Annotated in this window: 31 protein-coding genes; 14 read left to right on the forward strand and 17 right to left on the reverse strand. The window is 59.5% G+C overall.

Translation table 11 applies throughout. The features are described from left to right. Positions 1-190: 190 nt before the first annotated feature. The gene (locus ACM110_RS25180) at positions 191-946 is read right to left on the reverse strand and encodes a spermidine synthase (RefSeq protein WP_416129888.1); all 756 of its coding nucleotides are present in this window, start codon (positions 944-946) and stop codon (positions 191-193) included. Positions 947-1,060: 114 nt separating this feature from the next. Here ACM110_RS25180 and ACM110_RS25185 point away from each other — a divergent pair, with 114 nt between their 5' ends. Continuing rightward, entirely contained in the window at positions 1,061-2,407 is a 1,347-nt protein-coding gene (locus ACM110_RS25185) for a class II 3-deoxy-7-phosphoheptulonate synthase (protein ID WP_416129889.1), read from the forward strand. A gap of 108 nt (positions 2,408-2,515) precedes the next feature. On the opposite strand, the gene ACM110_RS25190 is transcribed toward ACM110_RS25185, so the two are convergent. Both ACM110_RS25190 and ACM110_RS25195 read right to left on the reverse strand, forming a co-directional pair. Then, on the reverse strand, positions 2,516-3,745 hold the full coding sequence (locus tag ACM110_RS25190; protein WP_416129890.1) for a winged helix-turn-helix domain-containing protein: 1,230 nt from the start codon (positions 3,743-3,745) through the stop codon (positions 2,516-2,518). A 79-nt stretch (positions 3,746-3,824) separates the two neighbouring features. Next, a complete protein-coding gene (locus ACM110_RS25195; protein WP_416129891.1) occupies positions 3,825-4,040 on the reverse strand; it encodes a DUF1127 domain-containing protein in 216 nt (71 codons plus the stop codon). A 95-nt stretch (positions 4,041-4,135) separates the two neighbouring features. Here ACM110_RS25195 and ACM110_RS25200 point away from each other — a divergent pair, with 95 nt between their 5' ends. Next, positions 4,136-4,990 carry a LysR substrate-binding domain-containing protein gene (locus tag ACM110_RS25200; RefSeq protein WP_416129892.1) on the forward strand — a complete coding sequence of 285 codons (855 nt, stop codon included), beginning with the start codon at positions 4,136-4,138 and terminating at the stop codon, positions 4,988-4,990. On the opposite strand, the gene ACM110_RS25205 is transcribed toward ACM110_RS25200, so the two are convergent. Beyond that, on the reverse strand, positions 4,980-5,729 hold the full coding sequence (locus ACM110_RS25205; RefSeq protein WP_416129893.1) for a sulfite exporter TauE/SafE family protein: 750 nt from the start codon (positions 5,727-5,729) through the stop codon (positions 4,980-4,982). The genes ACM110_RS25200 and ACM110_RS25205 overlap by 11 nt on opposite strands. Before the next feature lie 109 nt (positions 5,730-5,838). Here ACM110_RS25205 and ACM110_RS25210 point away from each other — a divergent pair, with 109 nt between their 5' ends. The 4 genes from ACM110_RS25210 (at position 5,839) to ACM110_RS25225 (ending at position 9,147) form a co-directional block, all read left to right on the forward strand. Next, entirely contained in the window at positions 5,839-6,795 is a 957-nt protein-coding gene (locus ACM110_RS25210) for a LysR family transcriptional regulator (RefSeq protein ID WP_416129894.1), read from the forward strand. Positions 6,796-6,865: 70 nt separating this feature from the next. Further along, positions 6,866-7,330, forward strand: a complete 465-nt coding sequence (locus tag ACM110_RS25215; protein WP_416129895.1) for a MarR family winged helix-turn-helix transcriptional regulator — start codon at positions 6,866-6,868, stop codon at positions 7,328-7,330. 349 nt (positions 7,331-7,679) lie between these two features. Continuing rightward, entirely contained in the window at positions 7,680-8,099 is a 420-nt protein-coding gene (locus ACM110_RS25220; protein WP_416129896.1) for an organic hydroperoxide resistance protein, read from the forward strand. Positions 8,100-8,136: 37 nt separating this feature from the next. Continuing rightward, on the forward strand, positions 8,137-9,147 hold the full coding sequence (locus ACM110_RS25225) for an alpha/beta hydrolase fold domain-containing protein (RefSeq protein ID WP_416129897.1): 1,011 nt from the start codon (positions 8,137-8,139) through the stop codon (positions 9,145-9,147). A gap of 166 nt (positions 9,148-9,313) precedes the next feature. Here the strand turns inward: ACM110_RS25225 and ACM110_RS25230 are convergent, their stop codons facing one another. Together ACM110_RS25230 and earP are read right to left on the reverse strand one after the other, a co-directional pair. Next, complete coding sequence (locus tag ACM110_RS25230; RefSeq protein WP_007943632.1) at positions 9,314-9,883, reverse strand: elongation factor P; 570 nt, start codon at positions 9,881-9,883, stop codon at positions 9,314-9,316. Positions 9,884-9,931: 48 nt separating this feature from the next. Beyond that, on the reverse strand, positions 9,932-11,089 hold the full coding sequence (gene earP, locus ACM110_RS25235) for an elongation factor P maturation arginine rhamnosyltransferase EarP (RefSeq protein WP_416129898.1): 1,158 nt from the start codon (positions 11,087-11,089) through the stop codon (positions 9,932-9,934). Positions 11,090-11,213: 124 nt separating this feature from the next. Here earP and ACM110_RS25240 point away from each other — a divergent pair, with 124 nt between their 5' ends. Together ACM110_RS25240 and ACM110_RS25245 are read left to right on the forward strand one after the other, a co-directional pair. Beyond that, positions 11,214-11,621, forward strand: coding sequence for a hypothetical protein (locus ACM110_RS25240; protein WP_416129899.1), 408 nt, complete (start codon positions 11,214-11,216; stop codon positions 11,619-11,621). Positions 11,622-11,623: 2 nt separating this feature from the next. Next, complete coding sequence (locus tag ACM110_RS25245) at positions 11,624-12,106, forward strand: GreA/GreB family elongation factor (protein WP_416129900.1); 483 nt, start codon at positions 11,624-11,626, stop codon at positions 12,104-12,106. A 6-nt stretch (positions 12,107-12,112) separates the two neighbouring features. Here the strand turns inward: ACM110_RS25245 and cysB are convergent, their stop codons facing one another. The 5 genes from cysB to ACM110_RS25270 form a co-directional block, all read right to left on the reverse strand. Beyond that, positions 12,113-13,087: an HTH-type transcriptional regulator CysB gene (gene cysB, locus ACM110_RS25250; protein ID WP_008049066.1), complete on the reverse strand. Its 975-nt coding sequence runs from the start codon at positions 13,085-13,087 to the stop codon at positions 12,113-12,115. Between the two features lie 113 nt (positions 13,088-13,200). Next, positions 13,201-13,704, reverse strand: a complete 504-nt coding sequence (locus ACM110_RS25255; RefSeq protein ID WP_416129901.1) for a universal stress protein — start codon at positions 13,702-13,704, stop codon at positions 13,201-13,203. 94 nt (positions 13,705-13,798) lie between these two features. Further along, entirely contained in the window at positions 13,799-14,704 is a 906-nt protein-coding gene (locus ACM110_RS25260) for a 5'-nucleotidase (RefSeq protein ID WP_416129902.1), read from the reverse strand. Between the two features lie 25 nt (positions 14,705-14,729). Further along, positions 14,730-15,686 carry a putative 2-dehydropantoate 2-reductase gene (locus ACM110_RS25265; protein WP_416129903.1) on the reverse strand — a complete coding sequence of 319 codons (957 nt, stop codon included), beginning with the start codon at positions 15,684-15,686 and terminating at the stop codon, positions 14,730-14,732. After that, a complete protein-coding gene (locus ACM110_RS25270) occupies positions 15,683-16,069 on the reverse strand; it encodes a thioredoxin family protein (RefSeq protein ID WP_416129904.1) in 387 nt (128 codons plus the stop codon). Before ACM110_RS25270 ends, ACM110_RS25265 begins: the two co-directional genes overlap by 4 nt. Here ACM110_RS25270 and ACM110_RS25275 point away from each other — a divergent pair. Further along, positions 16,068-16,511 carry a PilZ domain-containing protein gene (locus ACM110_RS25275; protein WP_416129905.1) on the forward strand — a complete coding sequence of 148 codons (444 nt, stop codon included), beginning with the start codon at positions 16,068-16,070 and terminating at the stop codon, positions 16,509-16,511. The genes ACM110_RS25270 and ACM110_RS25275 overlap by 2 nt on opposite strands. 128 nt (positions 16,512-16,639) lie before the next feature. Next, entirely contained in the window at positions 16,640-17,716 is a 1,077-nt protein-coding gene (locus ACM110_RS25280) for a 3-deoxy-7-phosphoheptulonate synthase (RefSeq protein ID WP_095634708.1), read from the forward strand. 83 nt (positions 17,717-17,799) lie between these two features. Here the strand turns inward: ACM110_RS25280 and ACM110_RS25285 are convergent, their stop codons facing one another. Further along, positions 17,800-18,087, reverse strand: a complete 288-nt coding sequence (locus tag ACM110_RS25285; RefSeq protein ID WP_416129906.1) for a GNAT family N-acetyltransferase — start codon at positions 18,085-18,087, stop codon at positions 17,800-17,802. Positions 18,088-18,726: 639 nt separating this feature from the next. On the opposite strand from ACM110_RS25285, the gene oprI reads away from it, so the two are divergent. After that, a complete protein-coding gene (oprI, locus tag ACM110_RS25290) occupies positions 18,727-18,978 on the forward strand; it encodes an outer membrane lipoprotei OprI (RefSeq protein WP_003183784.1) in 252 nt (83 codons plus the stop codon). A 123-nt stretch (positions 18,979-19,101) separates the two neighbouring features. Here oprI and ACM110_RS25295 read toward each other — a convergent pair whose 3' ends face one another. The 3 genes from ACM110_RS25295 to ACM110_RS25305 all read right to left on the reverse strand — a co-directional run bounded on the left by ACM110_RS25295 (position 19,102) and on the right by ACM110_RS25305 (position 21,710). Further along, positions 19,102-20,073, reverse strand: coding sequence for a L,D-transpeptidase family protein (locus tag ACM110_RS25295; protein WP_416129907.1), 972 nt, complete (start codon positions 20,071-20,073; stop codon positions 19,102-19,104). Positions 20,074-20,754: 681 nt separating this feature from the next. Beyond that, positions 20,755-21,048 (reverse strand): hypothetical protein, encoded by a 294-nt coding sequence (locus ACM110_RS25300; RefSeq protein ID WP_003226812.1) that lies wholly within the window; start codon positions 21,046-21,048, stop codon positions 20,755-20,757. A gap of 56 nt (positions 21,049-21,104) precedes the next feature. Further along, positions 21,105-21,710, reverse strand: a complete 606-nt coding sequence (locus tag ACM110_RS25305) for an arylesterase (protein ID WP_416129908.1) — start codon at positions 21,708-21,710, stop codon at positions 21,105-21,107. Positions 21,711-21,720: 10 nt separating this feature from the next. Between ACM110_RS25305 and ACM110_RS25310 the strand changes: the two genes are divergently transcribed. From ACM110_RS25310 to greB, 3 genes are read left to right on the forward strand one after another with little or no spacing between them, the layout of a single operon-like run. After that, entirely contained in the window at positions 21,721-22,404 is a 684-nt protein-coding gene (locus tag ACM110_RS25310; protein WP_034150171.1) for an ABC transporter ATP-binding protein, read from the forward strand. Continuing rightward, entirely contained in the window at positions 22,404-24,908 is a 2,505-nt protein-coding gene (locus ACM110_RS25315; RefSeq protein ID WP_416129909.1) for an ABC transporter permease, read from the forward strand. The genes ACM110_RS25310 and ACM110_RS25315 overlap by 1 nt, the downstream gene beginning before the upstream one ends. A gap of 34 nt (positions 24,909-24,942) precedes the next feature. Further along, on the forward strand, positions 24,943-25,440 hold the full coding sequence (gene greB / locus ACM110_RS25320) for a transcription elongation factor GreB (RefSeq protein WP_416129910.1): 498 nt from the start codon (positions 24,943-24,945) through the stop codon (positions 25,438-25,440). A 5-nt stretch (positions 25,441-25,445) separates the two neighbouring features. On the opposite strand, the gene ACM110_RS25325 is transcribed toward greB, so the two are convergent. Both ACM110_RS25325 and ACM110_RS25330 read right to left on the reverse strand, forming a co-directional pair. Then, entirely contained in the window at positions 25,446-25,754 is a 309-nt protein-coding gene (locus tag ACM110_RS25325) for a class I SAM-dependent methyltransferase (protein WP_338582277.1), read from the reverse strand. Positions 25,755-26,002: 248 nt separating this feature from the next. Further along, positions 26,003-26,437, reverse strand: a complete 435-nt coding sequence (locus ACM110_RS25330; protein WP_338582278.1) for a DoxX family protein — start codon at positions 26,435-26,437, stop codon at positions 26,003-26,005. Positions 26,438-26,509: the final 72 nt, after the last annotated feature.

Genomic DNA, 26,509 nt, shown 5'->3' on the forward strand with positions numbered 1-26,509 from the left:
TCACAGGCAAAAAGCCTAAGGAGCTGCACGGCTTCCAGATCCCTCCCTCGATGATCAGTCGAGAACTATCGCTCCTGATGGAGCGATAGTCGAGATACAAGGAGCTGCCGAAGGCTGCGATCTTTTGATCATGAAGAACAAAATCAAAAGATCGCAGCCTTCGGCAGCTCCTACAGGTGTGGTGTATTCCTTATGTCGCCGGGCGAATCGCCTTGATCAATGCCTGCAACGAATACCCCAACCGCAGCGCCAACTCTTCAGCCCGGGCCGTCAGCCCTTCCATATCCAGTTCCTGATCCAGCTCCGAAGGCACAATCAGAATCACATTGCCCTCCTTCACCGGCAGCTCCCAGTAATGCCGATGGTAAAGCCCACGCAGTAACGCAGCGCCCAACGGCTTGCCATCGTCGGTGGCCCATTGGTTGATCACCAGCCAGCCGCCCGGATTCAGGCGTTTCTGGCAGTTTTCCAGGAAGGTCCACGCCAGATGCCCGACGCCCGGGCCGACGTCGGTATAAAGGTCGACGAAAATCAGGTCCGCAGGCTCGGCGGTGTCGAGCAGTTCCAGCGCATCGCCCACACGGATATACAGGCGAGGGTCGTCATCCAGACCCAGATATTCGATAGCCAGGCGCGGCACATCCGGGCGCAACTCAATGGCTTCGACATCTTCCAGCGGCAGGAACTTGAGGCAGGCCTGGGTCAGCGTGCCGGCGCCGAGACCAAGGAAAAGCGCGGTTTCAGGTTGTTCATGGCACAACGCACCGATCAGCATCGCCCGGGTGTAGTCGTATTCGAGCCAGCTCGGGTCAGCCGTGAACACACAGCTTTGCTCGATAGCATCACCGAACTCGAGAAAACGGTAGTCGGCCACTTCCAGCACGCGAATCACGCCAAATTCGTCCTGCACCTCGGCGAGCAAATGCTCGACGCGCTCCTCAGTCATCTCGTCTTCCGGTTGTCAGCGGCAAAACCGCGATTGTCGGCCAAGCGACGGGAACAGGTCACGCACTAATTGCTGATAACATGGCTGCCCGAGCGTAAAACATTAGAGACCGTGATGAGCCAACCCTGGAGCCCTGACAGCTGGCGCGCCTTGCCGATCCAGCAACAACCCCAATATCCCGACGCCGCGCATTTGCAGCAGGTCGAGCAAACGCTGGCCAGCTATCCGCCGCTGGTGTTTGCCGGTGAGGCCCGGGAGTTGCGCCGTCAGTTTGCCGAAGTGACCCAGGGCCGCGCGTTTCTGTTGCAGGGTGGCGACTGCGCCGAAAGCTTCGCCGAGTTCTCCGCCGCGAAAATCCGCGACACCTTCAAAGTGTTGCTGCAAATGGCGATTGTCATGACCTTCGCGGCCGGTTGCCCGGTGGTCAAGGTCGGGCGCATGGCCGGCCAGTTCGCCAAGCCGCGCTCGGCCAACGACGAAACCATCGACGGCGTGACCCTGCCCGCCTACCGTGGCGATATCGTCAACGGCATCGGTTTCGACGAAAAAAGCCGCGTGCCGGACCCGGAACGCCTGCTGCAGTCCTATCACCAGTCCACCGCGACCCTGAACCTGCTGCGCGCCTTCGCCCAGGGCGGGTTTGCCGACCTGCATCAGGTGCACAAGTGGAACCTGGACTTCATCGCCAACTCGGCGCTGGCGGAAAAATACAGCCACCTGGCCGATCGCATCGATGAAACCCTGGCCTTCATGCGCGCCTGCGGCATGGACAGCTCGCCGCAACTGCGCGAAACCAGTTTCTTCACCGCCCACGAAGCGCTGCTGCTGAACTACGAAGAAGCCTTTGTGCGGCGCGACAGCCTGACCAACGACTACTATGACTGCTCGGCCCACATGCTGTGGATCGGCGATCGCACCCGTCAGCTCGACGGGGCTCACGTCGAGTTCCTGCGCGGGGTGAACAATCCAATCGGGGTCAAGGTCGGCCCGAGCATGAACCCTGAAGACCTGATCCGCCTGATCGACGCGCTCAACCCGGACAACGATCCGGGTCGCCTGAACCTGATTGCGCGGATGGGTGCGAACAAGGTCGGCGATCATTTGCCGCAGTTGATTCGCGCGGTGCAGCGTGAAGGCAAGCAAGTGCTGTGGAGTTCCGACCCGATGCACGGCAACACCATCAAGGCCAGCAGCGGCTACAAGACCCGCGACTTTGCGCAGATCCTGGGCGAAGTGAAGCAGTTCTTCCAGGTGCACGAAGCGGAAGGCTCGTATGCCGGTGGTATCCATATCGAGATGACCGGACAGAACGTCACCGAGTGCATCGGCGGTGCGCGGCCGATTACCGAAGACGGTTTGTCGGATCGTTATCACACCCATTGCGATCCGCGGATGAATGCCGATCAGTCGCTGGAATTGGCGTTTTTGATTGCCGAGACACTTAAACAAGTTCGGCGGTAGATAGCGTGATGACTATCGCTGGCAAGCCAGCTCCCACAGGATTTGTGCCGTACACATAATTTGTGTCCGACGCGGCCACTGTGGGAGCTGGCCAGCGATGGCGTCAGGTCAATCACCCTCAATCTGTGCCAATGCCACCCGCAACCGATCCGCACTCGCCCGCGGGCAGTTCAACTGAACCTGCCCCAACCCCAACCAATCCGCCATCCGCCGCAGATTCACCGCCAACGCCAGCATCCCCTCGTCATCCAGCCCCGTCTCTTCCTCATGCACCGCATGCACCGCCAACCGACCCGCCGCCCGCTCGGCGCGCAGATCGACACGTGCGGCAATCCGTTCGTTGTGCAAAAACGGCAAGACGTAATAGCCGTAGACCCGCTTGTCCTGCGGCGTGTAAATCTCCAGCCGGTAACGAAAGTCGAACAGTCGCTCGGTGCGGCTGCGCTCCCAGATCAGCGAATCGAACGGTGATAGCAACGCGCTGGCCTCGACTTTGCGCGGCACTTTCGGCTCAGGGAGACAATAGGCGGGTTGTTTCCAGCCCTGAACGTCGCAAATGACCAATTCGCCCGCCTCGACTAGTTCCGCCAGACGCGGACGACTGTCCGAAGGGTTCAAGCGAAAATAGTCGCGCAAGTCCTTCTCGGTGCCCACGCCCAACGCTGTCGCGGCATGCATCAACAGACCGCGCTGGGCCTCAGCCTCATTGGGCAAGGGCTGCGTCAGAATCGCTGAAGGAATCACCCGCTCCGGCAAGTCATACAGTCGCTCGAACCCGCGCCGCCCGGCCACCGTCACTTCTCCGGCGGCAAACAACCATTCCAGTGCATGTTTTTCCGCGCTCCAGTCCCACCACGGCCCGGCCCGTTCCTGACGGGTCGACAGGCTGCCGGCGCCCAGCGCGCCCTGCTCCTCGACCGCAGCCAGCACCCGGCGAATCGTGTCCTGCTGCTCACGACCAAAACGCGCGAGTTGCTGATAGATATCTTCGCCACGGGTTGCGCGCCGCATGCGCCAGTGCATCAGCGGATACATCGACAGGGGCAACAACGAAGCTTCGTGGCCCCAGTATTCAAACAACGTGCGACGACGCCCCGAACTCCAGGCAGCCTGGTCGAGCAAGTCAGAAGAATAGGAACCCAGACGGGAAAACAGCGGAAGGTAGTGCGAGCGCACCACAGCGTTGACGGAATCGATTTGCAGGATACCCAGCCGCTCGATCAGACGGTTGAGCCCGGATGCCTTGATCGTCGCTGGCGACTGGCGCCCGTTGAACCCTTGGGCGGCCAGTGCCAGACGCCGAGCCTGTTTGAGGGTAAAGGACAACGTTGCGGGCATGAGCATCTCCTTGTCTGCTCGCAACCTACCTCACCGGTAAGTGGTTTGTGTAGCGTCGTATTCATCATTTATTGATGGATCATTTATGCATCGGGTCGCTCCAGAACGGCTTGATCGACTCGTTCTCGACATCCGCCCGACTCATGCCGATGTCCTTCAGTGCTTCATCGCTCAAGCTTGCCAGCAGTTCGCGCTCGCGATGCAACTCGTACCAGCGGCTGATCTTGTGCAGCAGATCGGAGATCAGGTGAACCGAATGGTGTTCTGCGCCTTGGAACTCATGTTGACCTTTCATCTTGTTGCCCTCCGTTTGGATGGCTCCAATATCGCGCCGGGTCTAAGATCAATCCAACAAATGTTTCTGATGGCAACCATCTCGGAGATTGATGTATGTCGAGCTACCCGACGATCGATACCGAAGTGCTGCGCACCTTTGTCGCGATTGCCGACCAAGGTGGCTTTACCCGTGCTGGAGAATTGGTGCATCGCACCCAGTCGGCCGTCAGCATGCAGATGAAGCGGCTGGAAGAGGATGTGTTGCAGCGCCAGTTGTTCCAGCGTGATGGGCGGCACGTGCGGCTCACCGCTGAAGGCCAGGTGCTGCTCGGTTATGCACGACGCATCCTCAAGTTGCACAGCGAAGTGTTCAACACTCTGCGCGAACCGGACATGATCGGCACCGTGCGCATCGGTACGCCGGATGATTACGTGATGCGTTTTCTGCCGGGGATTCTGCGACGGTTTGCCCAGTCCTACCCGCTGATCCAGATAGAAGTGCATTGCGAATCATCAAAACAATTGCTGATGCGACAGGATCTGGACCTGTCCATCGTCACCCGCGAGCCGGGCAGCGAAATCGGCCAGTTGTTGCGCAAGGAGCGTTTCGTCTGGGCCGAAGCGCAATGCTACAGCGCCCATGAGCAAACACCGCTGCCGCTGGCGATGTTCAACAGTGATTGCTTCTGCCGCTTGTGGGCCTGCAACGCCCTCGATGCCCAGGGCCGCGATTACCGCGTGGCGTACAACAGCGACAGCCTGTCGGCGATCATGGCGGTGGTCAGCGCCGGTCTGGCCGTCACCGCACAACTGGAAAGCCTGATCACCCCGGATATGCGCATCCTCGGTGAAGCTGAAGATCTGCCGCTGCTACCGGAAGCCAGCATCATGCTCGTGCGCAACCTGCACAATCCGTCGCCGATCACCGAATGCCTGGCCGAACACATCATCGAAGGCTTCAAACTTTAAAGGCGAGCATCACCGCACAGAGCACCAGAAAACCGCAGAACAACGCGCGCAGCAGGCGTTCCGGCATAGCGTGGGCGATCTTCACGCCCCAACTGATGCTCATCAGGCCGCCAACCGCCAGCGGCACGCCAACCATCCAGTTCACCTGGTGATGCACGGCATATGTCACCAGCGTGACGCCTGTGCTCGGTAGCGCGAGCGCCAGCGACAAGCCCTGGGCGACCACTTGAGTGGTGCCGAACAGGCTGGTCAACACCGGCGTCGCCACCACCGCCCCGCCCACACCAAACAATCCGCCCATGGTGCCGGACGCCGCTCCGAGTACACCCAGCCAAGGCCACGAGTAATTCATCTGCGAAGAAGCCGGTGCGCTGGCGAAGAACATGCGCACCAGGTTGTAGGCCGATAGTGCGATAAGGAACGCGACAAAACCGATGCGCATGGTTTGCGCGTCGATGCCCACCGCCCAGATCGAACCGATCCAGGCGAAGCAGAAACCCATCGAGGCCAGCGGCAGCGCGTGGCGTAACTCGATCTTGTTGCGCTGGTGATAGCGCCACAGCGCCAGCATCACGTTCGGCACTACCATCACCAGCGCCGTGCCTTGGGCAATCTGCTGGTCAAGGCCGCACAACACGCCCAGCAGCGGAATGGCGATCAGGCCGCCGCCGATGCCGAAAATTCCACCGAGCGTGCCCAACGCAGCGCCGAAGACCAGATACATCAAAAACTCAATCACAGTGATTTCCTCTCAAATCATGCCGTTTATCCTACGCAGTTGGTTATGGCTCGGAAACGCATAGCAACGCACAATGGCTTTGCCAAATTCGCATAAGCGCAGAACCGCCATGAACCCGAATCAACTCACCGAACAACTGGGCCTGTTTCTCGACGTGCTGGAAACCGGCAGCTTTTCCGCCGCGTCACGTCGTCATCCCATGACCCCTTCAGCGGTGGCCCGGCGTATTGATAGCCTGGAAAGCGCGGTCGGTAGTCAGTTGTTCATTCGCAGTACGCACGCGGTTCGCGCCACACCGGCGGGGCTGGCGTTTGCCGAACGCGCGCGGCGCATCGTCGCGGAGTTGCGTTTGGCCCGTGCAGAGGCGGTGTCGCTGAGCAGCGCGCCGGAAGGCCTGATTCGAATCGATGCTCCGGCCGCATTTGGCCGGCGGCATCTCGCCCCGGTGATTGCCGATTTTCTGATGTTGTATCCCGGCCTCGACGTGCAGCTACATCTGATCGATAGTTTCGTCGACATGCAGGGCTTGAACCTTGGCAAGGTCGATCTGGTGCTGCGCGCCGGGCAAATGGCCGACACCCGTTTGGTCGCCACACCGCTGGCGAGCATAGTGCGCATCGCCTGCGCCAGCCCGGACTACTTGCAGCGCCGTGGCATACCAACCGACCCGGCGCAGCTGATTGAACACGACGGCCTAGACTGGGATGGCCTGGCCCCGCCCTTTGCCTGGCGTTTCGAACGGGACGGCCAGATGCAGTTGTATCGCCCGTCGCGCGTGCGCATGAGTGCCAACAACGCCGAAGCGCTGGTCTGCGGCGCACTGGCCGGTCTGGGCATTGCGCACTTGCCGACGTGGCTGGCCAGCGAGTACCTGTTGCGCGGTGAACTGGTGCCGCTGTTCTGCGAAAACGGCCTGCCCAAGCCAGAGAGCGCCGGCATCTATGCCTTGCGCCTACAGCAGCAACCCAGTTCCCGCAGTCGGCTGCTGCTGGAATACCTGAAAACCCGCTTCAGCCCAATTCCACCGTGGGATCTGGTCCTGCAAACCCATCTGCACCACCACTAGTCCAGAATTATCTGGCGCATTAAAGATTTGCCCGCTAGATTCATGAAGATCACTGATCGAAGGCTTCGAAATGACCACCGAGCGCAACACCCCGGACAACTGCGACGACCTGCTGCTGGACAACCAGGCCTGCTTCGCCCTGCACTCCACTTCGCTGATGATGACCAAGGTCTACAAACCCTTGTTGCAGGCGTTGGGCCTGACGTATCCGCAATACCTGGCGATGATGGTGCTGTGGGAACAGGACGGTTTGACCGTAGGCGAAATCAGCGCTCGCCTGCTGACCGATCCCGGCTCGCTCACGCCGCTGCTCAAACGCCTGGAAGTCGAAGGTGTGCTCAGCCGCACCCGTAGCCGTGAGGACGAGCGTGTGGTGATCATCGAACTCACCGAAAAAGGTCGCGCCCTGCGCGACAAGGCACGTGGCATTCCTCAGTGCATCCTCGGCGCCAGCGGCATGACCCTGGAGCGATTGCAGAAACTGCAAGCGGAGCTGCAAGAGCTGCGTCGTCACTTGCAAGACAGCCTGATCTGAAGAACGCCATCAATTCCAGTGGGAGCGGGCTTGCCCGCGATTGCGGCACGTCATTCAACATTGTTGTCGACAGACAGAACGCTATCGCGGGCAAGCCCGCTCCCACAATGATCACTTTGTTATCCGAAATATTGCCCTTCCCGAAATTTTTTTCGACCTTCTTATCCCTCACTCCGCAGCTCTAAATCAAAGCTTCCATTCAAAATCGGTGCACCACGACGCCGTTGGATAACATTTTTCTCAAAAATTTATATTGCGCACTAAACATTAGCGCGATACATTCATCTCGCACTTACTTAGCGCGCAAACATTTAGCGCAAATCAATCAAACCCGAACGAGGCTTTCACCATGCAAACTCTCTACACCGCGATCGCAACTTCCACCGGTGGCCGTGACGGTCGTGCGATTTCCAGTGACAACATTCTCGACGTCAAACTCGCCACCCCAAAAGAACTCGGCGGTGCTGGCGGTGCGGCGACCAACCCTGAACAACTGTTTGCAGCCGGCTACTCGGCTTGCTTCATCGGCGCCCTGAAATTCGTCGCCAGCCAGACCAAGCGCAGCATCCCGAACGACGCATCGATCACCGCACACGTCGGCATCGGCCAAATCCCTGGCGGTTTCGGTCTGGACATCGACCTGCACATCAAACTGCCGGGTCTTGAACAAGCCGATGCACAAACCCTGGTCGACGCTGCCCACCAGGTCTGCCCGTACTCCAACGCCACCCGCGGCAACGTCGAAGTGCGCTTGCACGTCACCGTCTAACCATTGATATCCACTCAGGCCCGAACAGGAAATGAACATGAACACTTTCAGCAAAGTCTTGACCGGTACCCTTCTCGCTCTGTCCGTACACAGCGCATTTGCCGGCGACGTTGAACACAACACCCAGGCATTCCTTGATGTGCTGAATGCCGGCACCGGCAAACCGATGGAGCAGATGACGCCTGCCGATGCCCGCGCCGTACTGGTGGGTGCGCAGGCCGGGGTCAAACTGACGCTGCCGAAAGCCGACGTTAGCCAGAAGACCATTCAGGTCGATGGCCAACCACTGAGCTTGACCATCGTCCGTCCCGCCGGGGTCAAGGGCGAGTTGCCGGTGTTCATGTTCTTCCACGGTGGTGGCTGGGTACTGGGGGACTTCCCGACCCACGAACGACTGGTTCGTGACATGGTTGTCGGTTCGGGTGCAGCAGCGGTTTTCGTCAATTACACACCGTCGCCGGAAGCGCATTACCCGGTGGCGATCAACCAGGCTTACGCCGCGACCAAATGGGTGGCCGAGCACGGTAAAGAGATCAACGTCGATGGCAAACGCCTGGCCGTGGCCGGCAACAGCGTCGGCGGCAACATGGCGGCCGTGGTCGCACTGATGGCCAAAGACAAGGGCACACCGGCGATCAAGTTCCAGGTACTGCTGTGGCCGGTGACCGATGCCAACTTCGATACCGGTTCCTACAACCAGTTTGCCGAAGGGCACTTCCTCACCAGAAACATGATGAAGTGGTTCTGGGACAACTACACCACCGATGCCAAGCAACGTAACGAGATCTACGCCTCACCGTTGCGGGCAACCCCGGCGCAACTCAAGGGCTTGCCACCAGCCCTGGTGCAAACCGCAGGCGCCGACGTACTGCGTGATGAAGGCGAAGCCTACGCCCGCAAACTCGATGAGGCCGGCGTGCCGGTAACCTCGGTTCGCTACAACGGCATGATCCACGATTACGGTTTGCTCAACGTGGTGAGCCAGGTGCCAGCGGTGCGGTCGGCAATGTTGCAGGCTTCCCAAGAGCTCAAGGAACACCTGAAATAACGCTAAAAGCAGAAGATCGCAGCCTCGTTTCACTCGACAGCTCCTACATGGGTTTTGCATTTTCCCTGTAGGAGCTGTCGAGCGAAGCGAGGCTGCGATCTTTTGATCTTTCAGGCACAAAAAAGCCCGACTCAATGGTCGGGCTTTTTCATTCCTGAAGCTGTGCTTATTTAGCACGGCCTTTGTAGGAACCGCCTTCGCGGGTATCGATCTCGATCATGTCGCCGATTTCGATGAAGTCAGCAACCGACAGTTCGGTGCCGTTCTTCAGTTTGGCAGGCTTCATTACCTTGCCGGAAGTGTCACCGCGAGCGGAACCTTCGGTGTAGTCAACCTGACGCACGATGGTGGTCGGCAGCTCTACGGAAACCAGACGCTCTTCGAAGAAGATCGCTTCGCAAACATCGGTCATGCCTTCTTCAACGAAAGGCAGAACGGCTTCGATGTCTTCAGCGTTCAGCTCGTACATGGTGTAGTCGGTGGTGTCCATGAACGTGTAGGTGTCGCCGCTGATGAAGGACAGGGTCGCTTCTTTGCGGTCGAGGATTACGTCGTCCAGTTTGTCATCGGCGCTGTAAACGATCTCGGTCTTGTAACCGGTCAGCAGGTTTTTCAGCTTGGTCTTCATGATCGCGCTGTTACGACCCGACTTGGTGAATTCAGCTTTCTGAACCAGCCAAGGATCGTTTTCGAGACGGATCACGGTACCGGGTTTCAGTTCTTTACCAGTTTTCATTGCGAATATCCGAATTTGGATGGGATTTACAAAAATCTAGGCCGCGTATCATATCCAATTTCCATAAAACTGTACCAGCGCCGTGGCAAGATCGGCCTGCAAGGCCTGTTCCAGACACCACGTCTCGGCATGTTTTTCCAGCTCTGGCCAGTGTTTACGGGTGGATTGCCAGTGGTCGGTCATTTTTTCACCGGCGTTCCATGCCCGCCAAAGACCGCTGATCGCCTCGCGGGCAGGCGCTGAAAGGTCTTTCACATAGAGCGCGAGGAAGGCTTCAAGCTTGTCCAGATGGACGTCTTCTTCCTGCTGATAGATGTGCCAGAGCAACGGCCGGCCCGCCCATTGGGCGCGAACGAAGGAATCTTCACCGCGCACCGCGTTGAAATCACAGCTCCACAGCAACAGGTCATACTGATCCTGTCGGACGAACGGCAGCACTTGCACGGTCAAGGCATCGCGCACATGCAGCGCGCCGGCCTTCAGATCGCTCACGCCGAGCCAGCGCTCGACATCGCCGAGCACCCGCCCTTCCGGGACCAGCAGATGCGTGGGTGACGAATCGCCCGCCAATTCGTCCAGCCAACTGGCCAGCCCGGTATTTTCGTAGGCAAACAACGAAATCAGCTGCGTACCTGGCGCTCGATCAATCCCCAGGCTTTGCAGGAATTCTCGCTGAGCCTCGGGACTTTGCTGAAACTGTCGACGACGTTCCAGTAAACCGCTTTCACGCAACAAGCCGCCCGTGCCTTTCTGGAACCCTGGAAAGAAGAAGAACTTCTGCACATGCTTGTACTTGACCGACGGCAGACCGTGGCAGCCGATCACCCAGTCCTCGGCGCTCAGGTAATCGAGGTTCATCCACAGCGGCGGTTTTTCCCGTTCGGCCATGGCGTCCATGTAGGCGCTCGGTAACTGACAGGCGAACGCGGCGATCACCACATCCGCGGCTTCAGTCGGCAGCCACTGCGCCGGCCACTGTCGCACCTCGACACCTTGCTGCCATTGCTGCGAAACATGGATGTCGATTTCCGGGCACATGCGCTCGAAAGCGCGCAGATCATCGACCCACAAACGCACCGCCAACCCATGCTCTGCCACCAGTTGCCGGGCCAGACGCCAGGTCACGCCGATGTCACCGTAGTTGTCGACCACGGTGCAAAAAATGTCCCAGCGCCTGTTTTTTTTCATTTGAGGCATTTCAGGCATTCCAGGCTCCCGTTGGCAAAAGCCGCGATTGTCCGCATAAATTACCCCGCGCAGAAGAGCCGACGACGATTAATCTTCGTGCGACAATCGCCACTTGCCCGCGACCTACCGCCAGGAGGCAGTCATGCCCTACCGTCCCAACCCGCGTCGTCCGTTGCCGATCCAGCTTAATGCCGTGCAACTGACCGGCAGCATTGCCCTCGGTTTGTGGCTGGGGTTCATTGCCATCGCACTGACCTGCTGGCTCGCCTCGCGCCTGTTCTTCAGCGAACAACTGGCCCCCGTGGCCCAAGCTGTGCAGCAACTGGCCAAGCCGCCGGTGGTTCAACAGGCGCCGGACATTCCGCCTCAAAGCCCTCTGTTCGAGCAATACGAAGAGAACCTGCGCAAAAACGAGCAGGCGCAACGGCTCGATCAGGCGCGCAGCAGCAACCGCAATCTGTCGAACGCCAAATGCCAGTTCTGGCTACAACAGGACCAGACGGCCCCGAGCGAAAAAAGTCGCGCCAACGTCCAGCAATTCTGCGATTGATCATGAATAAGCAAACCGTCCACCAACTGATTCTCGACAAACTGCGAGTCGACCTCGACATCGCCGAACGGGCCGCGCAGACCGCTTACGAAACTGCGACCCACGAAGAAAACATCGCCGAAAACAAGTACGACACGCTGGGTCTGGAAGCGTCGTATCTGGCCGCTGGGCAGGCCAGGCGTGTGGAGGAAATTCGCCAGTCGCTGACGCTTTGCCAGAACCTGGCGCTGCGCCCATATGACGAGCAACGTGGCATTGAAGTCGGCGCACTGCTGGGGCTGGAAGACGAAAAGGGTCGCGAACAGTGGCTGTTTCTGGCACCTGATGCAGCGGGCCTGAAAGTCGATCTGGTCGGGCAGATGATTACCGTCATCACCCCGCGTTCACCGCTGGGCAAAAGCCTGCTGGGCAAGTTCGAGGGCGATGAGGTGGAGATTCTGGTGGCGGGCGCTCGGCAACAGTTTGCTGTCACCGAGGTCATCTAGAAAGGATTAATGGACGGGCAGTTCGACGCCGTCGAACAGCTCTTCCAGTTCCTGCTTGTTGTGGCACTGGATGGCTTTGGCCATGACTTCGCGGGTCAGGTGCGGGGCGAACTTCTCGATGAAATCGCACATGAAACCACGCAAGAATGTGCCGCGACGGAAGCCGATCTTGGTCACGCTGGATTCAAACAATTCGCTGGCATCGAGTACTACCAGGTCGCTGTCGAGCTTGGTGTCGACGGCCATTTTCGCCACGATACCCACGCCCAGGCCCAGGCGAACATAAGTCTTGATCACGTCGGCGTCGGCGGCGGTGAACACCACTTTCGGCGTCAGGCCGCGATGGCTGAAGGCTTCGTCGAGTTTCGAACGGCCGGTGAAACCGAACACGTAAGTCACGATCGGGTATTCGGCCAGGGCTTCGAGGGTCAACTTCGACAGCTTGGTCAGGGGGTGACCCTGCGGCACGACCACGCAGCGGTTCCAGCGGTAGCACGGCATCATCACCAGGTCGCCGAACAACTCCAGCGCTTCGGTGGCGATGGCGAAATCCACGGTACCGTCAGCGGCCATTTCGGCGATCTGCATTGGCGACCCCTGGTGCATGTGCAGGGCAACGTCCGGGTACTGCTTGATGAAATTGCTGATCACCGGCGGCAACGCATAACGCGCCTGGGTGTGGGTGGTGGCGATCGACAGGGTGCCTTTCTTCTCGTTGGAGAATTCCTGGGCGATCTGCTTGATGCTTTCCACCTTGCGCAGGATCTCGCCAGCGGTGGTGATGATGCGCTCGCCGGCGGGAGTGACGCGGGTCAGGTGCTTGCCGCTGCGGGCGAAGACCTCGACGCCCAGTTCGTCTTCCAGCAGACGGATCTGTTTGCTGATGCCCGGTTGCGAGGTGTAAAGGCTTTGGGCTGTAGCGGAAACGTTGAGGTCGTGGTGCGCCACTTCCCAGATGTAGCGCAATTGTTGAAGCTTCATATGAATCCCTCAAAGCAGATAGACGCCACGGGCATCAGCGACGGTATATAACTATATTAATGGTTTGAAGAATAAATCTAGAACTTTTTTGTCGAAGTGCCACTATTCGTGTTCTAGCGATCCCCTTGGCGACGGCGTTCCACCAGCGGCACCAGATAGACCGGGACCCGAGCCAACTGCAACACCCGCGCTGCGGTCCGGCCCAAAGGCGTTTCCGCGCCAGCACCATGGCTATGACTACCTACGATCAACAAATCCACGGAGAGTTTCTGCGCCTGGTCGAGAATCACCTGCGACGGATCGCCTTGCAGCACCCGCACCGCCTGAATCCGCTCCAGGTCCAACTCCCCTTCTTCCCCCAGCTCTTCACGAAAACTGTCGAGTACCCGCTGCTCGATATTGGCGATGACCGTGTTCAGTCCCTGACTGTGAAACTCGTTCAACGCCTGCTCATCGAGATAACTCTGCAGCACCGATTCCGCGAACAGCCCCATGGGTTCCACCGCATGCACCACGTACAGGTCGGCATTGAATGTCCGGGCCAATGCCAGGGCATGCTGCATCACCAAAGGTGCGTACAGGCCGAGGTCAGTGGCATAGAGCATCGAGCGAATCATATGACCTCCTCGATTGCCAACATGGCGGAGATTGATTCAGCTTAGCAGTGCCTTGGCGAGTACGACGTCCGGCGCAACACGTTGATCGGCGGGCTTAAACCTTTTGCTCGTTGCTTATGCCATGGGGCACATGACCGGTGGCGACGACTTCGCGGGCCAACTCGCAGTGGCCAGCCTGGTCATCGAAAAACACATCGGCGGCGAAGGCTTCGAGAAACGCTGATTTGGTCAGGCCGCCGAGGAACAGCGATTCATCCAGGCGAATGTCCCATTCACGCAAGGTGCGGATCACGCGCTCGTGGGCCGGCGCCGAACGGGCCGTCACCAGCGCCGTGCGGATCGGGCAGGCACCATCCGGGAACTCGCGCTGCAACAGGTTGAGCGCCGCGAGGAAACCTTTGAACGGCCCGCCACGCAACGGTTCGCGGGCGGCTTCACGTTCGCTGGCCTGAAACGCTTCCAGGCCACCGGATTGGTACACGCGCTCCGATTCGTCGGAAAACAGCACCGCATCACCGTCGAAGGCGATGCGCAATTCATCACTGGCGGCGCGGCTGGCGCCTCCCGACAGAATGGTCGCCGCAGCGAAGCCTGCGTCCAGCGCACTGCGCACGTCTTCGGCGTGGGTCGACAGAAACAGGTCGCAACCAAAGGCCTTGAGGTACGGATAAGGACTGCGTCCGCCGACGAACGCAGCACGGGAAATCGCCAGCCCGTAGTGATCGATCGAATTGAACACCCGCAGACCGGTGTCTGCGCTGTTGCGCGAGACCAGGATCACTTCGACCCGGGCGCGTCCCAGGTGGGCATTGAGATTCAGGAGTTTCTGCACCAAAGGGAAGGCATCGCCGGGTTCGAGGATTTCGTCCTCATGCTCGATCTGATACTGCCGATAGGCCTCGACGCCACTCGACAAGTAGACCTTATGACTTTCGCTCAGATCGAACAGAGCGCGCGAGGAAATCGCCAGCACCAGTTTGTCGTCGATGTTCTTCGCCATGCCTTTCCCCCTCCAGTGGATCTACTTACCGGTTACGTCGATCGATAAAACCCAGGCTGCGATACAAGGCCTCGATACGCGGCAACTCGCAGCCTGCCGCTTTCGCGGCGGCCAGTGGCCGGGCATAGATGGCGTCCAGTTCCAGCGGCCGTTTGTGCAGATAATCGTGGTACATGCTCGGCCAATAGTCGGGCATTTTTTCGGTCACCATAAACAAGTGGTCGGCATAGCCTGGCGGAACGTCGTGCCCGCAAGCGATGGCGCCCTGGACCACTTCGGCCATCAGCGCCTTGATCAGCTCGCGGCTGTCGGCATCGGCCATCAGCGGTGTGGTGCTCGCCCCCAGCAACACCGACAGACCGTTATAGGGAATATTCCAGACCAGTTTTTGCCAGCGTGCCTGATGCAGGTTCGCCATGGCTTGAGAGTCGATGCCCGCAGCGCGGAACAGTCCGACGCCCTCCTCAACAATCGCTGTTCGCGTCGCGTCATCCGCTGCCGAACCGCTGTGGTAGCCGACATGCACTGCGCCGAGGGCCTGATGGGTGATCACGCCAGGACCTTCGCGATGGACGCAGATATAGCAGAGCCCGCCGAGCACATGCAGTGAATCGGGAAGCAACTCGCGCAGGCTGTCCTCGACGTCCAGACCGTTTTGCAACAGCAGCACTTTGGCATTCGGCGCGGCGGCTTTCAGGATGGCCGGTGCCAGATCCGCATTGCTGGTGGTTTTCGCGCCCACCAGCAGCCAGTCACAGGGCGGCATGTCTTCGGCATTCGAATACGCCTGGACCGGGTTCAGCGTCAACGCGCCATGCGGCGCACTGTCGACTTGCAGCCCGCGTTCGACCACGGCAGAAAATTCGCTGCGCAACAGAAAATGCACATCGAAACCGGCACGCGCCAGCATCACCCCGTAGAACCCGCCGATTGCACCGGTCCCGATAATCCCGATAGTCGGTTTGGCAACTGCCCCCATCATGGCAACTCCTCTGCTGTTCGACTCAGCGCCTGACGTATCGCCCGATTGAGCTCGGTGCCGGTCAGGCGCGAATGCAATGCCCCGAAGAACTCACCGTCGCGCACCACAAACAGCGCCGGCAAATGAAAGACCTGATAACGCTCGACCACCCCGCCATTGTTCCCGGCATCGATCCAGCACAGTCGATCGACGGCCAGATCGAGTGCCGGCAATTGCTCACGGGCAAAACGGCAACTGGAACAGCCGACACTGGTGAAAATAACCAGTGACACACCATTCATCGTCAGCAGCCGTTGGTCGGCGTCGAAATCGGTCAGTTCCAATTCGACCACTATACTGGGGGAAACAATGTCAGATGGCCGACACATGGAGTCCGTGTTCATGGGACGATTTATTCCTCATCCTGACGATGTGCCTGTGGAATTAACGCTGCTCACACCTGAGTGTATTTCGCGGCGCCAGCTGCACACTATCAGCCTCGGGGGCATGGCTTGCAATTATCACCGCGCATGGCGCCACGGTACGGCGCTGGAAGTGCGCATGCCGACGCTGAGCCCCGACATGCGCTTTCTGGGCTACGTGGCCTGGTGTCTGCGACGAAAACGCGGCTATCTGGTGGGCATTGCCTTCGTCGACGAGCAGACGCTGTTCAGTGCCCGGATGGGCGAGCAGGTGTGCCAGATCGAGCGTTATTGCCGCCAGCACGACGCCCATAATGACTTGCAGGAAGTTCAGGCGCTGGCCCTTGAATGGGTTCAGGAGCACGCCGACGAGTTCTCTCACGAAACGGTTCGCAAGGCATTTGCCCAGTCTGTGGTGGATTAAACAGCGGCCAGCCCATTGTCTAGCCACGGTGTAACGCGCTAAGGTTCGGCTCCCCGACGCGCTTAATTTGCTGTGCTCCGCCGCGCGGGTTCGCTGGCGGCCGGCACCCGTGACCTGACGAGTAAACGATGGCTGATTTACCGATCAACGACCTAAACGTCGCCTCCAATGAGACGCTGATCACTCCCGACCAGCTCAAGCGTGACATCCCCCTGAGCGACGCCGCCCTGCGCACCGTCACCAAGGGCCGCGAAGTCATTCGCAACATTCTGGATGGCACCGACCACCGTCTGTTCGTGGTCATCGGGCCTTGCTCGATCCACGACATCAAGGCAGCCCACGAATACGCCGAGCGTCTGAAGGCTCTCGCCGCGGAAGTGTCCGATACCCTGTATCTGGTCATGCGCGTGTATTTCGAGAAGCCGCGCACCACCGTCGGCTGGAAAGGCTTGATCAACGACCCGTACCTGGACGACTCGTTCAAGATCCAGGACGGTCTGCACATCGGCCGTCAGCTGCTGCTGGACCTGGCCGAAATGGGCCTGCCAACCGCCACCGAAGCCCTCGACCCGATCTCCCCGCAATACTTGCAGGACCTGATCAGCTGGTCGGCCATCGGCGCCCGCACCACCGAATCCCAGACTCACCGTGAAATGGCTTCGGGCCTGTCCTCGGCCGTCGGCTTCAAGAACGGCACCGATGGCGGCCTGACCGTGGCGATCAACGCCCTGCAATCGGTTTCCAGCCCGCACCGCTTCCTGGGGATCAACCAGGAAGGTGGCGTGTCGATCGTGACCACCAAGGGCAACGCCTACGGTCACGTCGTACTGCGCGGCGGCAACGGCAAGCCGAACTACGATTCGGTCAGCGTCGCCCTGTGCGAGCAGGCGCTGAACAAGGCCAAGATCAAGCCGAACATCATGGTCGATTGCAGCCACGCCAACTCCAACAAGGACCCGGCCCTGCAACCGCTGGTGATGGAAAACGTCGCCAACCAGATCCTCGAAGGCAACCAGTCGATCATCGGCCTGATGGTCGAGAGCCACCTGAACTGGGGCTGCCAGGCCATCCCGAAAGACCTCGCCGACCTGCAATACGGCGTGTCGATCACCGATGCCTGCATCGACTGGACCGCGACCGAGAACACCTTGCGCAGCATGCATGCCAAGCTCAAGGACGTACTGCCGAAACGCGATCGCACCTGATCGCCATGCTGCGTGGATAATCCGCAGACAAAAAAACGCCGGGCAATGCCCGGCGTTTTTTTATGTGTTCGTTTTGCTGAATGTCACTGGCTCAGCTTGGCCGCATGCCGCTGGTGACGCTCCATGTAGCGCTCGACGTAGGAGCACGATGGAATGACGGTGTAGCCCATTTCCTCGGCGTACTGCAGCGCCTTCTCGGTCAACGCGGCGGCGATGCCACGACCGCGCAAGGCGTTAGGCACAAAGGTGCGATAGATATCCAGGGTCTGTTTCCCCAGATCCATATAAGTCAGGTAGGCACGATGACCGTCCACATTGGTCTCGAACTGATGACCAGCCTGGTCATGGTGGATGGACAACGCCTCGCTCATCACTACTCCTCGCGGGTCTTGAATTCCGACCCCTACCTTACCGATGTTTTTCCGGCGAAGGAACATCTACGCCACCCCGTGCCTGAATGGACACCGAGAAGAGCTACACCGATCTCGCGCAACCGAGCACGTACAAATAGTAGCCACCATTGACCGAAATGCTCAAGGTGCGCTCGTCATCGTGCAGATTGGAGGGTGCTGCTCCGGGATACGCAGGAACGGCTCGACCGGAGGTTTTCCAAGGTCGATAGCCTGAACATTGCCGGATGTTGAGACTTAAGACGAGCGCCCGTAGTTAAAGTCACCTGAACATGGAGAAAGATATTGAGAGGCGCCGCGCAAAACCCGAACAAAAGTGTAGACGAATCCATCTAGCCAGACTTTATCCAAGACTGCAAAAAGAGCTGTTGGCATAGGGAACTTTTCTTATCCGGCTCGCTCATCTCGGGCCTCCCAGCTGGATATTTTTTAAACAGTGCAGTTAAAAGTTGCTCGAAAAAGAATCAACGCCTACAATTTTTTTTGCTTCTTGCTTCACGTCAGTTTTACTTACTACAAGTTATGGGTAGTATGTACGCCGGCTATTTCCTCACTCTGAGGAGACAGCTACTTAATAGAAAGTCCTTGAAGGGGAACACGATGAACAACGTTCTGAAATTCTCTGCTCTGGCTCTGGCCGCAGTTCTGGCTACCGGTTGCAGCAGCGCATCGAAAGAAACCGAAGCACGTCTGACCGCTACTGAAGACGCAGCTGCTCGCTCCCAGGCTCGTGCAGACGAAGCTTACCGTAAAGCTGATGAAGCTCTGGCTGCTGCTCAAAAAGCACAACAGACTGCTGACGAAGCTAACGAGCGTGCTCTGCGCATGCTGGAAAAAGCTAGCCGCAAGTAATAGTCCTTCGGGATTGTTATCAAGCCGACCCATTTTTGGGTCGGCTTTTTTATTGCCCGGCATTTGTTGCAGGCAATAAAAAACCCGTCGATGCGATCAGCACCGACGGGGTCCTTTAAAGCCTTACTGCAGCGGGTCGAGAGGTGCGCTCGACACCATTGGCGCTGCACCGCTCGGTACGCCGATTTCCACCGGCAGACCGTCTTCGGCCGCGACCACATCACGCACCACATCCCAGTTCATGCGCAGGTTGTTGGTGATGTCTTCACGCTTGAGCATCGCGTTGATCACGGCAGTGTGCTTGTCGACCACCGACGGGTTGCCCTTGTCGTCCAGCGGCGTATGCGCTTCCAGGTAAACCTTGCCGCCACTCACGCCGAACTTGTACGAGTCGTTGAGAATGCGTACGGACGTCCCGACTGGCACCATGCCGGCCATTTCCAGCACGTTGTTGTTGAACATGCGGAAGCAACCGTGGCTGGTGCGCATGCCGATGCCGAACTTCTTGTTCGAACCATGAATCAGGTAGCCAGGCGTACCCAGAGTGAACTTGAACGGCCCCAGCGGGTTGTCCGGACCTGCTGGCACCACGTTGGGCAACGGATCACCGTCAGCGGCGTGCTCGGCCTTGATCGACGCTGGAGGCGTCCAGGTCGGGTTCGGCGTCTTGGCGATGATGCTGGTGTGGGCAATCGGCGAGCCCCAGCCTTCACGGCCGATACCCAGCGGGAAGGTGTATACCGTGTTCTTGCCTTTCGGGTAGTAGTAGAGGCGATACTCGGCCAGGTTGATGACGATGCCTTCACGCGGGCCTGGCGGCAGGATGAAACGGGTCGGCAACACGATTTCGGTGCCGGCACCCGGCAACCACGGATCGACGCCAGGGTTGGCCGCGACCATCTCCGTGTAGCCCAGGTCGTAAGTGGTGCCAAGGTCAGCGAAGGTATCTTCGTACTTGGCCTTGATCACTTGTACCTGGCCGACGATGTCTTCCCCAGGCGGTGGTAGTGGCAGCTCCAAAGCTGCAACGGGACCCGCGACGCAGAGGGCGGCAAGAGTCAGGCAGCGGGTGACGGCAGGAAAGCGCGGCAACATCCGGAAAATCCTTCGCATGATCAACAGAGGGTATAAGAACGCGATTGTACACCGCTGTCTGTTATTTCGGGGAGGTCGCCGCGAGTGCAGGCGATGCAAGGCGTTTTATGCGTGGGGTACATACCCATCGCGCCGTAACCCCTGTCGCAGTTGTCGAGCGGAGCGAGTCTGCTAGCTTTGATCTGATGCATCCGCAAAACTCTGGTCGACCGCCAGGCTGGCTCCCACAGTTTGGATTGGGTACATCTGGAAGAGATTGGTCGGCTGTCAGGCCGCCATCGCGAGCAGGCTCACTCCTACAATGGATCGGCGTACACCCAAGCTTTTCACCACTCAACAGGCCGAGCGTTAGCTCGCCTGCCGCTCTTGATCTTGATCCACCCGCCCCATCGGAAGGCTGAGTGGAGGCGTTTATCCGGGGAGTGGCGCGCAGCGCCGTTCGACGCAGTCGAACACGCTGCATGTAGGTCGTCGCGCAGCAGACCGGAGGGCAGTGTCCCCGGATGAATGCCGGAGCGAAGGAACACCGAGCCTTAGCGAGGGGCCGTACGTAAGGGGCGAGCGTTTTTTTGCTTACTTTTTTGAGGCGTTTGTCAAAAAAGTGAGTCGCCGTAAGGGCGAAACCCTAAGCCGCCGTTACCGCAGCAACGGATATGTACACAATCAAAACGCGATTTCAGATCAAAGCTCAAACCGCAACTCAGGCCAGATCGGCGAAGTCCCACGTTTCTGGGACTCCAGAATCGCCCGGCACAACGAACACAACCGCTGATCCTGAAACACCCGCCGATCAACACTCGACCAACGCGGCTGCGCAGGCAACAGGCTCCCGCACAACGTGCGATCAGCCGAACCACCCAACTCCAGCTGACGAGTCACCAGATGCACCCGCACTTCCTGGCAGGCGAACAGATCCAGCTGTTCGTCAGGCTCGATCAGTTGATAGGCAAAAAGTGACCAGGCGGGACGCGGCATCGGGGGCTCCAAATCGGGGGCGCCACCTTAGCCGAAAGCCTGCCTCTAGAAAAGTGTCATAACAGCGGTTTTAGCGTAGGCCAGACATTTTCCAGCAACTTGTCCTGAGCCCCGGCCGCCGGGTGTATGCCATCGGCCTGCATCAGGTCCGGATGACCGCCCACACCGTCGAGAAAAAACGGCACCAGCGGGATTTTCTTCTCTTCGGCCAGGCTGCTGTAAACATCAGCGAAAGCCTTGGTGTAACGCGCACCATAATTGGGTGGCAATTGCATGCCGAGCAGCAGCACCTTCGCGCCACTGGCGCGGGAGCTGTCGATCATCGAAGCAAGATTTTGTTGCAATTGCGTTGGCAGCAATCCGCGCAGCCCGTCATTGCCACCCAACTCAAGGATAACCAGCTCCGGTTTATGCTCTGCAAGCAGCGCCGGCAGCCGCGCCTGGCCTCCGGCACTGGTGTCGCCGCTGATGGACGCATTGACCACCTTATCGTCGAAACCTTCGTGTTTGAGCCGTTGTTCAAGCAACGACACCCACCCCAGCCGGGTATCCAGCCCGAAACCGGCGCTGATACTATCGCCAACGATCAGGACAGTACCCGCCGCTGCGTTCTGGGCCATGCACATCAAGGCCAGGCCAGCACTCAAAAACCACACACGCATCGGATTCTCCATGGGCGCAAGCATTCTCACCGCGAAGAACCTCAGCAAAGTGGTTCCCAGCGCGGAAGGTGAACTGACTATCCTGCACGAACTGAGCCTGGAACTGAACAAGGGCGACAGCCTGGCCATCGTCGGCGCGTCCGGTTCCGGCAAATCCACCCTGCTCGGCTTGCTTGCCGGCCTCGACCTGCCCAGCAGCGGCGAAGTCACCCTCGCCGGCCAAGGCCTGAGCAATCTCGATGAAGACCAACGCGCGCGCATCCGCGCCGAGCACGTGGGTTTTGTATTCCAGTCATTCCAGTTGCTCGACAGCCTCAACGCCCTGGAAAACGTCATGCTGCCACTGGAACTCGATGGCCGTAAAGACGCCCGTGGCCGTGCCACCGAACTGCTGCAACGGGTCGGCCTGGGCCAGCGCCTGACCCACTCGCCTCGCCAGCTCTCCGGCGGTGAACAACAGCGCGTGGCAATTGCCCGAGCGTTTGCCGCCGAGCCCGACGTGTTGTTTGCCGATGAACCGACCGGCAACCTCGACAGCCACACGGGCGAGCGCATCAGCGATCTGTTGTTCGAACTCAACAAGGAGCGCGGCACGACCTTGGTGCTGGTGACTCACGATGAACGCCTGGCACATCGCTGCCGGCGCCTGATCCGTCTTGAAGCCGGCCTGCTGGTCGCCCCTCTGGAGCCTTGATGGCACGTCTGCCGCTGTTGCGCCTGTTCAGTCTCGCCATCCGCCAATTGCTGCGTGATGCGCGTGCCGGTGAATTGCGCGTGTTGTTTTTCGCACTGCTGGTGGCCGTGGCCGCGAGTACCGCCATCGGTTATTTCGGCGCCCGCCTCAACGGCGCCATGATGCTGCGCGCCACAGAGTTCCTCGGTGCCGATCTGGTGCTTGAAGGCAGCTCGCCCGCGCGAACCGAGCAGATCAGAAGTGGCACCGAACTGGGACTCGAACACGCGCAAGTGGTGGAGTTCTCCAGCGTCATCGCCACCGACAACGGCATTCAACTGTCCAGCATCAAGGCCGCCGATAGCGTCTACCCGTTGCGCGGCGAACTGAAGAGCGCACCTGCACCCTTCGCCCCGGAAGAGTCCGGTGGCGGGCCGAAACCCGGCGAAGCCTGGGTCGAAGCGCGGTTGCTGACGGCACTTGACCTGAAGATCGGCGACAGCATCGATGTCGGCATGAAAACCCTGACACTGGCACGCGTGCTGACCTATGAGCCGGACCGTGCCGGTAACTTCTACAGCCTGACGCCACGGGTGCTGATCAACCTCAGCGATCTTCAAGCCACCGGCGTGGTGCAACCCGGCAGCCGGGTCAGTTACCGCGAACTCTGGCGCGGCAACGCCACGGCGCTGGAAACCTATCGGCAACTGATCAAACCGGGCCTGGCTGCGAACCAGAGAATTCAGGATGCCCGCGACGGCAACCGGCAGATCGGTGGTGCCTTGGGCAAGGCTGAGCGTTACTTGAACATGGCCAGTCTGGTGGCCGTGTTGCTGGCCGGGGTGGCGGTGGCGCTGTCGGCGACGCGCTTCGCCACTCGCCGCTTCGATGCCAGTGCACTGTTGCGTTGCCTGGGTTTGTCCCGCCGGGAAACCCTGTTGCTGTTCAGTTTGCAACTGACGGTCCTCGGATTGCTCGCCAGCATCAGCGGTGCCGTCATCGGCTGGCTGGCACAACTGGGGCTGTTTGCACTGCTGCATGATTTGCTGCCCAGCGACGTACCACCGGGTGGCCTGTTTCCGGCCATCGCCGGGATCGGCACCGGGCTGGTGGCACTGGCCGGCTTTGCCTTGCCGCCGCTGGCGGCGCTGGGTCGGGTGCCACCGTTGCGGGTATTGCGCAGAGACTTGCTGCCGATTCCCTCCAGCACCTGGATGGTCTACGGCGCCGCGTTGGGCGCCCTCGGCCTGATCATGTGGCGCCTGAGTCTGGACCTGGTGCTGACCTTCGCCCTGCTCGGTGGCGGCGTCATTGCCGCGCTGGTGCTGGGCGGTTTGCTGTTGCTGCTGCTCAAAAGCCTGCGGCGCATGCTCGCCCGCGCCTCCTTGCCCTGGCGCCTCGGGTTGGGCCAATTGTTGCGTCATCCTCTGGCCGCTGCCGGACAGTCGCTGGCATTCGGCCTGATCCTGCTGTCGATGGCATTGATCGCCTTGCTCCGTGGCGAATTGCTCGACACCTGGCAAAACCAGCTTCCGAAGAACGCACCCAACTATTTCGCCCTGAACATCCTGCCCGCGGACAAGCAAGCCTTCGCTGATCGCCTGATGGAACTGTCGGCACAATCGGCGCCGCTATACCCCGTGGTGCCGGGGCGACTGATCAGCATCAACGGCGAACCGGTGCAGCAAATCGTCACCAAAGAGTCGGCCGGAGACCGGGCGATCCAGCGTGACCTGAGCCTGACCTGGGCAGCGGACCTGCCGGCGGGCAACAAACTCACTGCGGGCAACTGGTGGCCGGAACAGACACCGGATGAGATTCCCGGAGTCTCGGTGGAGGGCAAAGTCGCCGAGAGCCTGAAGCTCAAACTCGGCGATCACCTGATCTTTACCGTCGGCGGGGCCAATCGCGAAGCGAAAGTCACCAGCCTGCGGGAGATCAACTGGGACAACTTCCAGCCGAACTTCTTCATGATTTTCCAGCCAGGCACCTTGAAGGATCTGCCGGCGACTTACCTGACCAGCTTCTATCTGGCGGCGGGTCACGATCAGCAGATCGTCGATCTGTCGCGGTCTTTCCCGGCGGTGACCATCCTGCAAGTCGAAGCGCTGCTGGCGCAGCTGCGCAGCATCCTCGCGCAGGTCACCCTGGCGGTGGAGTATGTGCTGTTGTTTGTATTGGCGGCCGGGATGGCAGTGTTGTTCTCCGGCCTGCAAGCGACGCTGGATGAACGCATCCGTCAGGGCGCGCTGCTGCGTGCGCTGGGGGCGGAGCGGCAATTGCTGGTGAAGGCGCGGCGGATCGAGTTCGGTTTGCTCGGCGCGGTCAGTGGTTTGTTGGCGGCGCTCGGCTCGGAAGTTGTGAGCCTGGTGCTGTACCGTTATGCGTTTGACCTGCCCTGGCATCCGCACCCTTGGTTGTTGGTGCTGCCGCTGATCGGCGCCGTGCTGATCGGCGGCGCCGGTGTGTTTGGCACCCGACGCGCCTTGAACGCCAGCCCGCTGACAGTTCTGCGCGAGGGTTGATAGACTCAAGCGCTCTTAATCACAAGAAGTCGCCATGAGCCGTTATCGCCCTCCCCGCACCGCCGGCACCGCGCTGATCACCCCTGAAGGTGAAGCGCGGATGCGCGCCGAGTTTCATGAGCTCTGGCACGTCCGCCGACCGCAAGTGACGCAGTCTGTCAGCGAAGCGGCGGCGCAAGGCGATCGTTCGGAGAACGCCGAATACACCTACGGCAAAAAAATGCTGCGCGAAATCGACAGTCGCGTGCGTTTTCTCACCAAACGTCTGGAAGCCCTGAAGGTCGTCAGCGAAAAACCCAGCGATCCGAACAAAGTCTATTTTGGCGCGTGGGTCACCATCGAAGACGAAGACGGCAAAGAGTCGCGCTATCGCATCGTCGGGCCGGATGAACTCGATTTGAAGCAAGGTCTGATCAGCATCGACTCACCGCTGGCCCGCGCCCTGATCGGCAAGCCACTGGACGCCGAGGTTCGGGTCCAGACGCCTACCGGCGAACAGTGCGTGTATATCGTGGCGATCGATTATCCCTGAACGCTTCAGCGCCGGGTAATCAGCCCTTGGCGGGCGACGCGGGTCAGTTGCCGGATCATTTCAGGAGCATCTTCAGCGCTGGGCGACTGGATCACTGCCAGGTCGAAACTGTCGCCGGCAAAGCGAGCCAGGGATTCACCATCTTCAACAAACTGGATCAGGAAGGCTGCCGGACCACCGGTGCGACGTGGCCAGCCATCGAGGTAGCGCAAGAGCGTCGGCTGATGTTTACCGCCAAGCAGGATTTTTGGATTGCGCTGGGTGAGATGTGCCGTGATCGGCGCGGGACGTATAACGGGGCTTAGTGCATTCATCGTGTCGTGTCTCTGCCTCAAAAGTCTGCATGGCAGGTGAGAGGCAACACCGAACCAGCGCTTTAGCGGTATTTCGAAGCCTGTTTCAAGCTTCTATCGGCAACTGAATGAGTCACCTGGCGCCCCGCAAGTAGCTGTTTAAATCGGCGCATGAGCGGCATCCTAGAGAAGCTGACCGGACAGTGTCAAGAATGACGCACAACAAAAAAGGCCTGCGCAATGCAGGCCTTTTGCTTGAGCCAGAGCGGTCAGCCAGCGATGGCACGGTCGGCCGAGAGCTTGCCGGCGCCTTCGATCAGTACCGCGATGCTGCCACCAAGCAAGGCCAGTGCGAACTCGTAGCCGTTGTTGGCCATGAACAGACCGTTGCTGATGTGCACCGAGAAAATCGCCACCAGCGAGAGGAAGGTCAGGCCCAACGCCGCCGGACGAGCCAGCAGGCCAATGATCAATGCCAGACCGGCGAAGAACTCAGTACCGCCCGCCAGTGTCGCCATCAGGTAGCCCGGCGCCAGGCCGATGCTTTCCATGTACTGTGCGGTGCCGGCCAGACCGTAGCCGCCAAATGCACCAAAGAGTTTCTGTGAGCCGTGGGCAGCGAAGATGATACCGACGAAAATTCGCAGAACAGTCAGGCCGTAGCCAGCGCGGGTAAACAGAACCTTGTTGATCAGTGTGCTCATGCCATGTCATCCATTGTTTGTGTGTGTTGGTTGGCCGCTATATTAATCAGTAAATTTCATGTTAAAAGCGCA

Origin of the sequence: Pseudomonas sp. NFX98 (genome assembly GCF_047784845.1) — a bacterium.
Classification (GTDB): domain Bacteria; phylum Pseudomonadota; class Gammaproteobacteria; order Pseudomonadales; family Pseudomonadaceae; genus Aquipseudomonas.

Excerpts from the sequence above, each read along its gene's own strand:
- ACM110_RS25325 (WP_338582277.1), bottom strand. The coding sequence starts at position 25,754 with ATGAATGCACTAAGCCCCGTTATACGTCCCGCGCCGATCACGGCACAT.
- greB (WP_416129910.1), top strand. The coding sequence starts at position 24,943 with ATGAGCCGTTATCGCCCTCCCCGCACCGCCGGCACCGCGCTGATCACC.
- ACM110_RS25230 (WP_007943632.1), bottom strand. The coding sequence starts at position 9,883 with ATGAAAACTGGTAAAGAACTGAAACCCGGTACCGTGATCCGTCTCGAA.
- ACM110_RS25225 (WP_416129897.1), top strand. The coding sequence starts at position 8,137 with ATGAACACTTTCAGCAAAGTCTTGACCGGTACCCTTCTCGCTCTGTCC.
- ACM110_RS25270 (WP_416129904.1), bottom strand. The coding sequence starts at position 16,069 with ATGAACACGGACTCCATGTGTCGGCCATCTGACATTGTTTCCCCCAGT.
- ACM110_RS25300 (WP_003226812.1), bottom strand. The coding sequence starts at position 21,048 with ATGCCGCGTCCCGCCTGGTCACTTTTTGCCTATCAACTGATCGAGCCT.
- ACM110_RS25260 (WP_416129902.1), bottom strand. The coding sequence starts at position 14,704 with ATGGCGAAGAACATCGACGACAAACTGGTGCTGGCGATTTCCTCGCGC.
- ACM110_RS25330 (WP_338582278.1), bottom strand. The coding sequence starts at position 26,437 with ATGAGCACACTGATCAACAAGGTTCTGTTTACCCGCGCTGGCTACGGC.
- ACM110_RS25255 (WP_416129901.1), bottom strand. The coding sequence starts at position 13,704 with ATGATTCGCTCGATGCTCTATGCCACTGACCTCGGCCTGTACGCACCT.
- ACM110_RS25265 (WP_416129903.1), bottom strand. The coding sequence starts at position 15,686 with ATGATGGGGGCAGTTGCCAAACCGACTATCGGGATTATCGGGACCGGT.
- ACM110_RS25315 (WP_416129909.1), top strand. The coding sequence starts at position 22,404 with ATGGCACGTCTGCCGCTGTTGCGCCTGTTCAGTCTCGCCATCCGCCAA.
- ACM110_RS25305 (WP_416129908.1), bottom strand. The coding sequence starts at position 21,710 with ATGCGTGTGTGGTTTTTGAGTGCTGGCCTGGCCTTGATGTGCATGGCC.
- ACM110_RS25295 (WP_416129907.1), bottom strand. The coding sequence starts at position 20,073 with ATGTTGCCGCGCTTTCCTGCCGTCACCCGCTGCCTGACTCTTGCCGCC.
- ACM110_RS25180 (WP_416129888.1), bottom strand. The coding sequence starts at position 946 with ATGACTGAGGAGCGCGTCGAGCATTTGCTCGCCGAGGTGCAGGACGAA.
- ACM110_RS25220 (WP_416129896.1), top strand. The coding sequence starts at position 7,680 with ATGCAAACTCTCTACACCGCGATCGCAACTTCCACCGGTGGCCGTGAC.
- ACM110_RS25215 (WP_416129895.1), top strand. The coding sequence starts at position 6,866 with ATGACCACCGAGCGCAACACCCCGGACAACTGCGACGACCTGCTGCTG.
- ACM110_RS25245 (WP_416129900.1), top strand. The coding sequence starts at position 11,624 with ATGAATAAGCAAACCGTCCACCAACTGATTCTCGACAAACTGCGAGTC.
- ACM110_RS25190 (WP_416129890.1), bottom strand. The coding sequence starts at position 3,745 with ATGCCCGCAACGTTGTCCTTTACCCTCAAACAGGCTCGGCGTCTGGCA.
- earP (WP_416129898.1), bottom strand. The coding sequence starts at position 11,089 with ATGCCTGAAATGCCTCAAATGAAAAAAAACAGGCGCTGGGACATTTTT.
- ACM110_RS25280 (WP_095634708.1), top strand. The coding sequence starts at position 16,640 with ATGGCTGATTTACCGATCAACGACCTAAACGTCGCCTCCAATGAGACG.
- ACM110_RS25285 (WP_416129906.1), bottom strand. The coding sequence starts at position 18,087 with ATGAGCGAGGCGTTGTCCATCCACCATGACCAGGCTGGTCATCAGTTC.
- ACM110_RS25185 (WP_416129889.1), top strand. The coding sequence starts at position 1,061 with ATGAGCCAACCCTGGAGCCCTGACAGCTGGCGCGCCTTGCCGATCCAG.
- oprI (WP_003183784.1), top strand. The coding sequence starts at position 18,727 with ATGAACAACGTTCTGAAATTCTCTGCTCTGGCTCTGGCCGCAGTTCTG.
- ACM110_RS25240 (WP_416129899.1), top strand. The coding sequence starts at position 11,214 with ATGCCCTACCGTCCCAACCCGCGTCGTCCGTTGCCGATCCAGCTTAAT.
- ACM110_RS25195 (WP_416129891.1), bottom strand. The coding sequence starts at position 4,040 with ATGAAAGGTCAACATGAGTTCCAAGGCGCAGAACACCATTCGGTTCAC.
- cysB (WP_008049066.1), bottom strand. The coding sequence starts at position 13,087 with ATGAAGCTTCAACAATTGCGCTACATCTGGGAAGTGGCGCACCACGAC.
- ACM110_RS25200 (WP_416129892.1), top strand. The coding sequence starts at position 4,136 with ATGTCGAGCTACCCGACGATCGATACCGAAGTGCTGCGCACCTTTGTC.
- ACM110_RS25210 (WP_416129894.1), top strand. The coding sequence starts at position 5,839 with ATGAACCCGAATCAACTCACCGAACAACTGGGCCTGTTTCTCGACGTG.
- ACM110_RS25310 (WP_034150171.1), top strand. The coding sequence starts at position 21,721 with ATGGGCGCAAGCATTCTCACCGCGAAGAACCTCAGCAAAGTGGTTCCC.
- ACM110_RS25275 (WP_416129905.1), top strand. The coding sequence starts at position 16,068 with ATGGGACGATTTATTCCTCATCCTGACGATGTGCCTGTGGAATTAACG.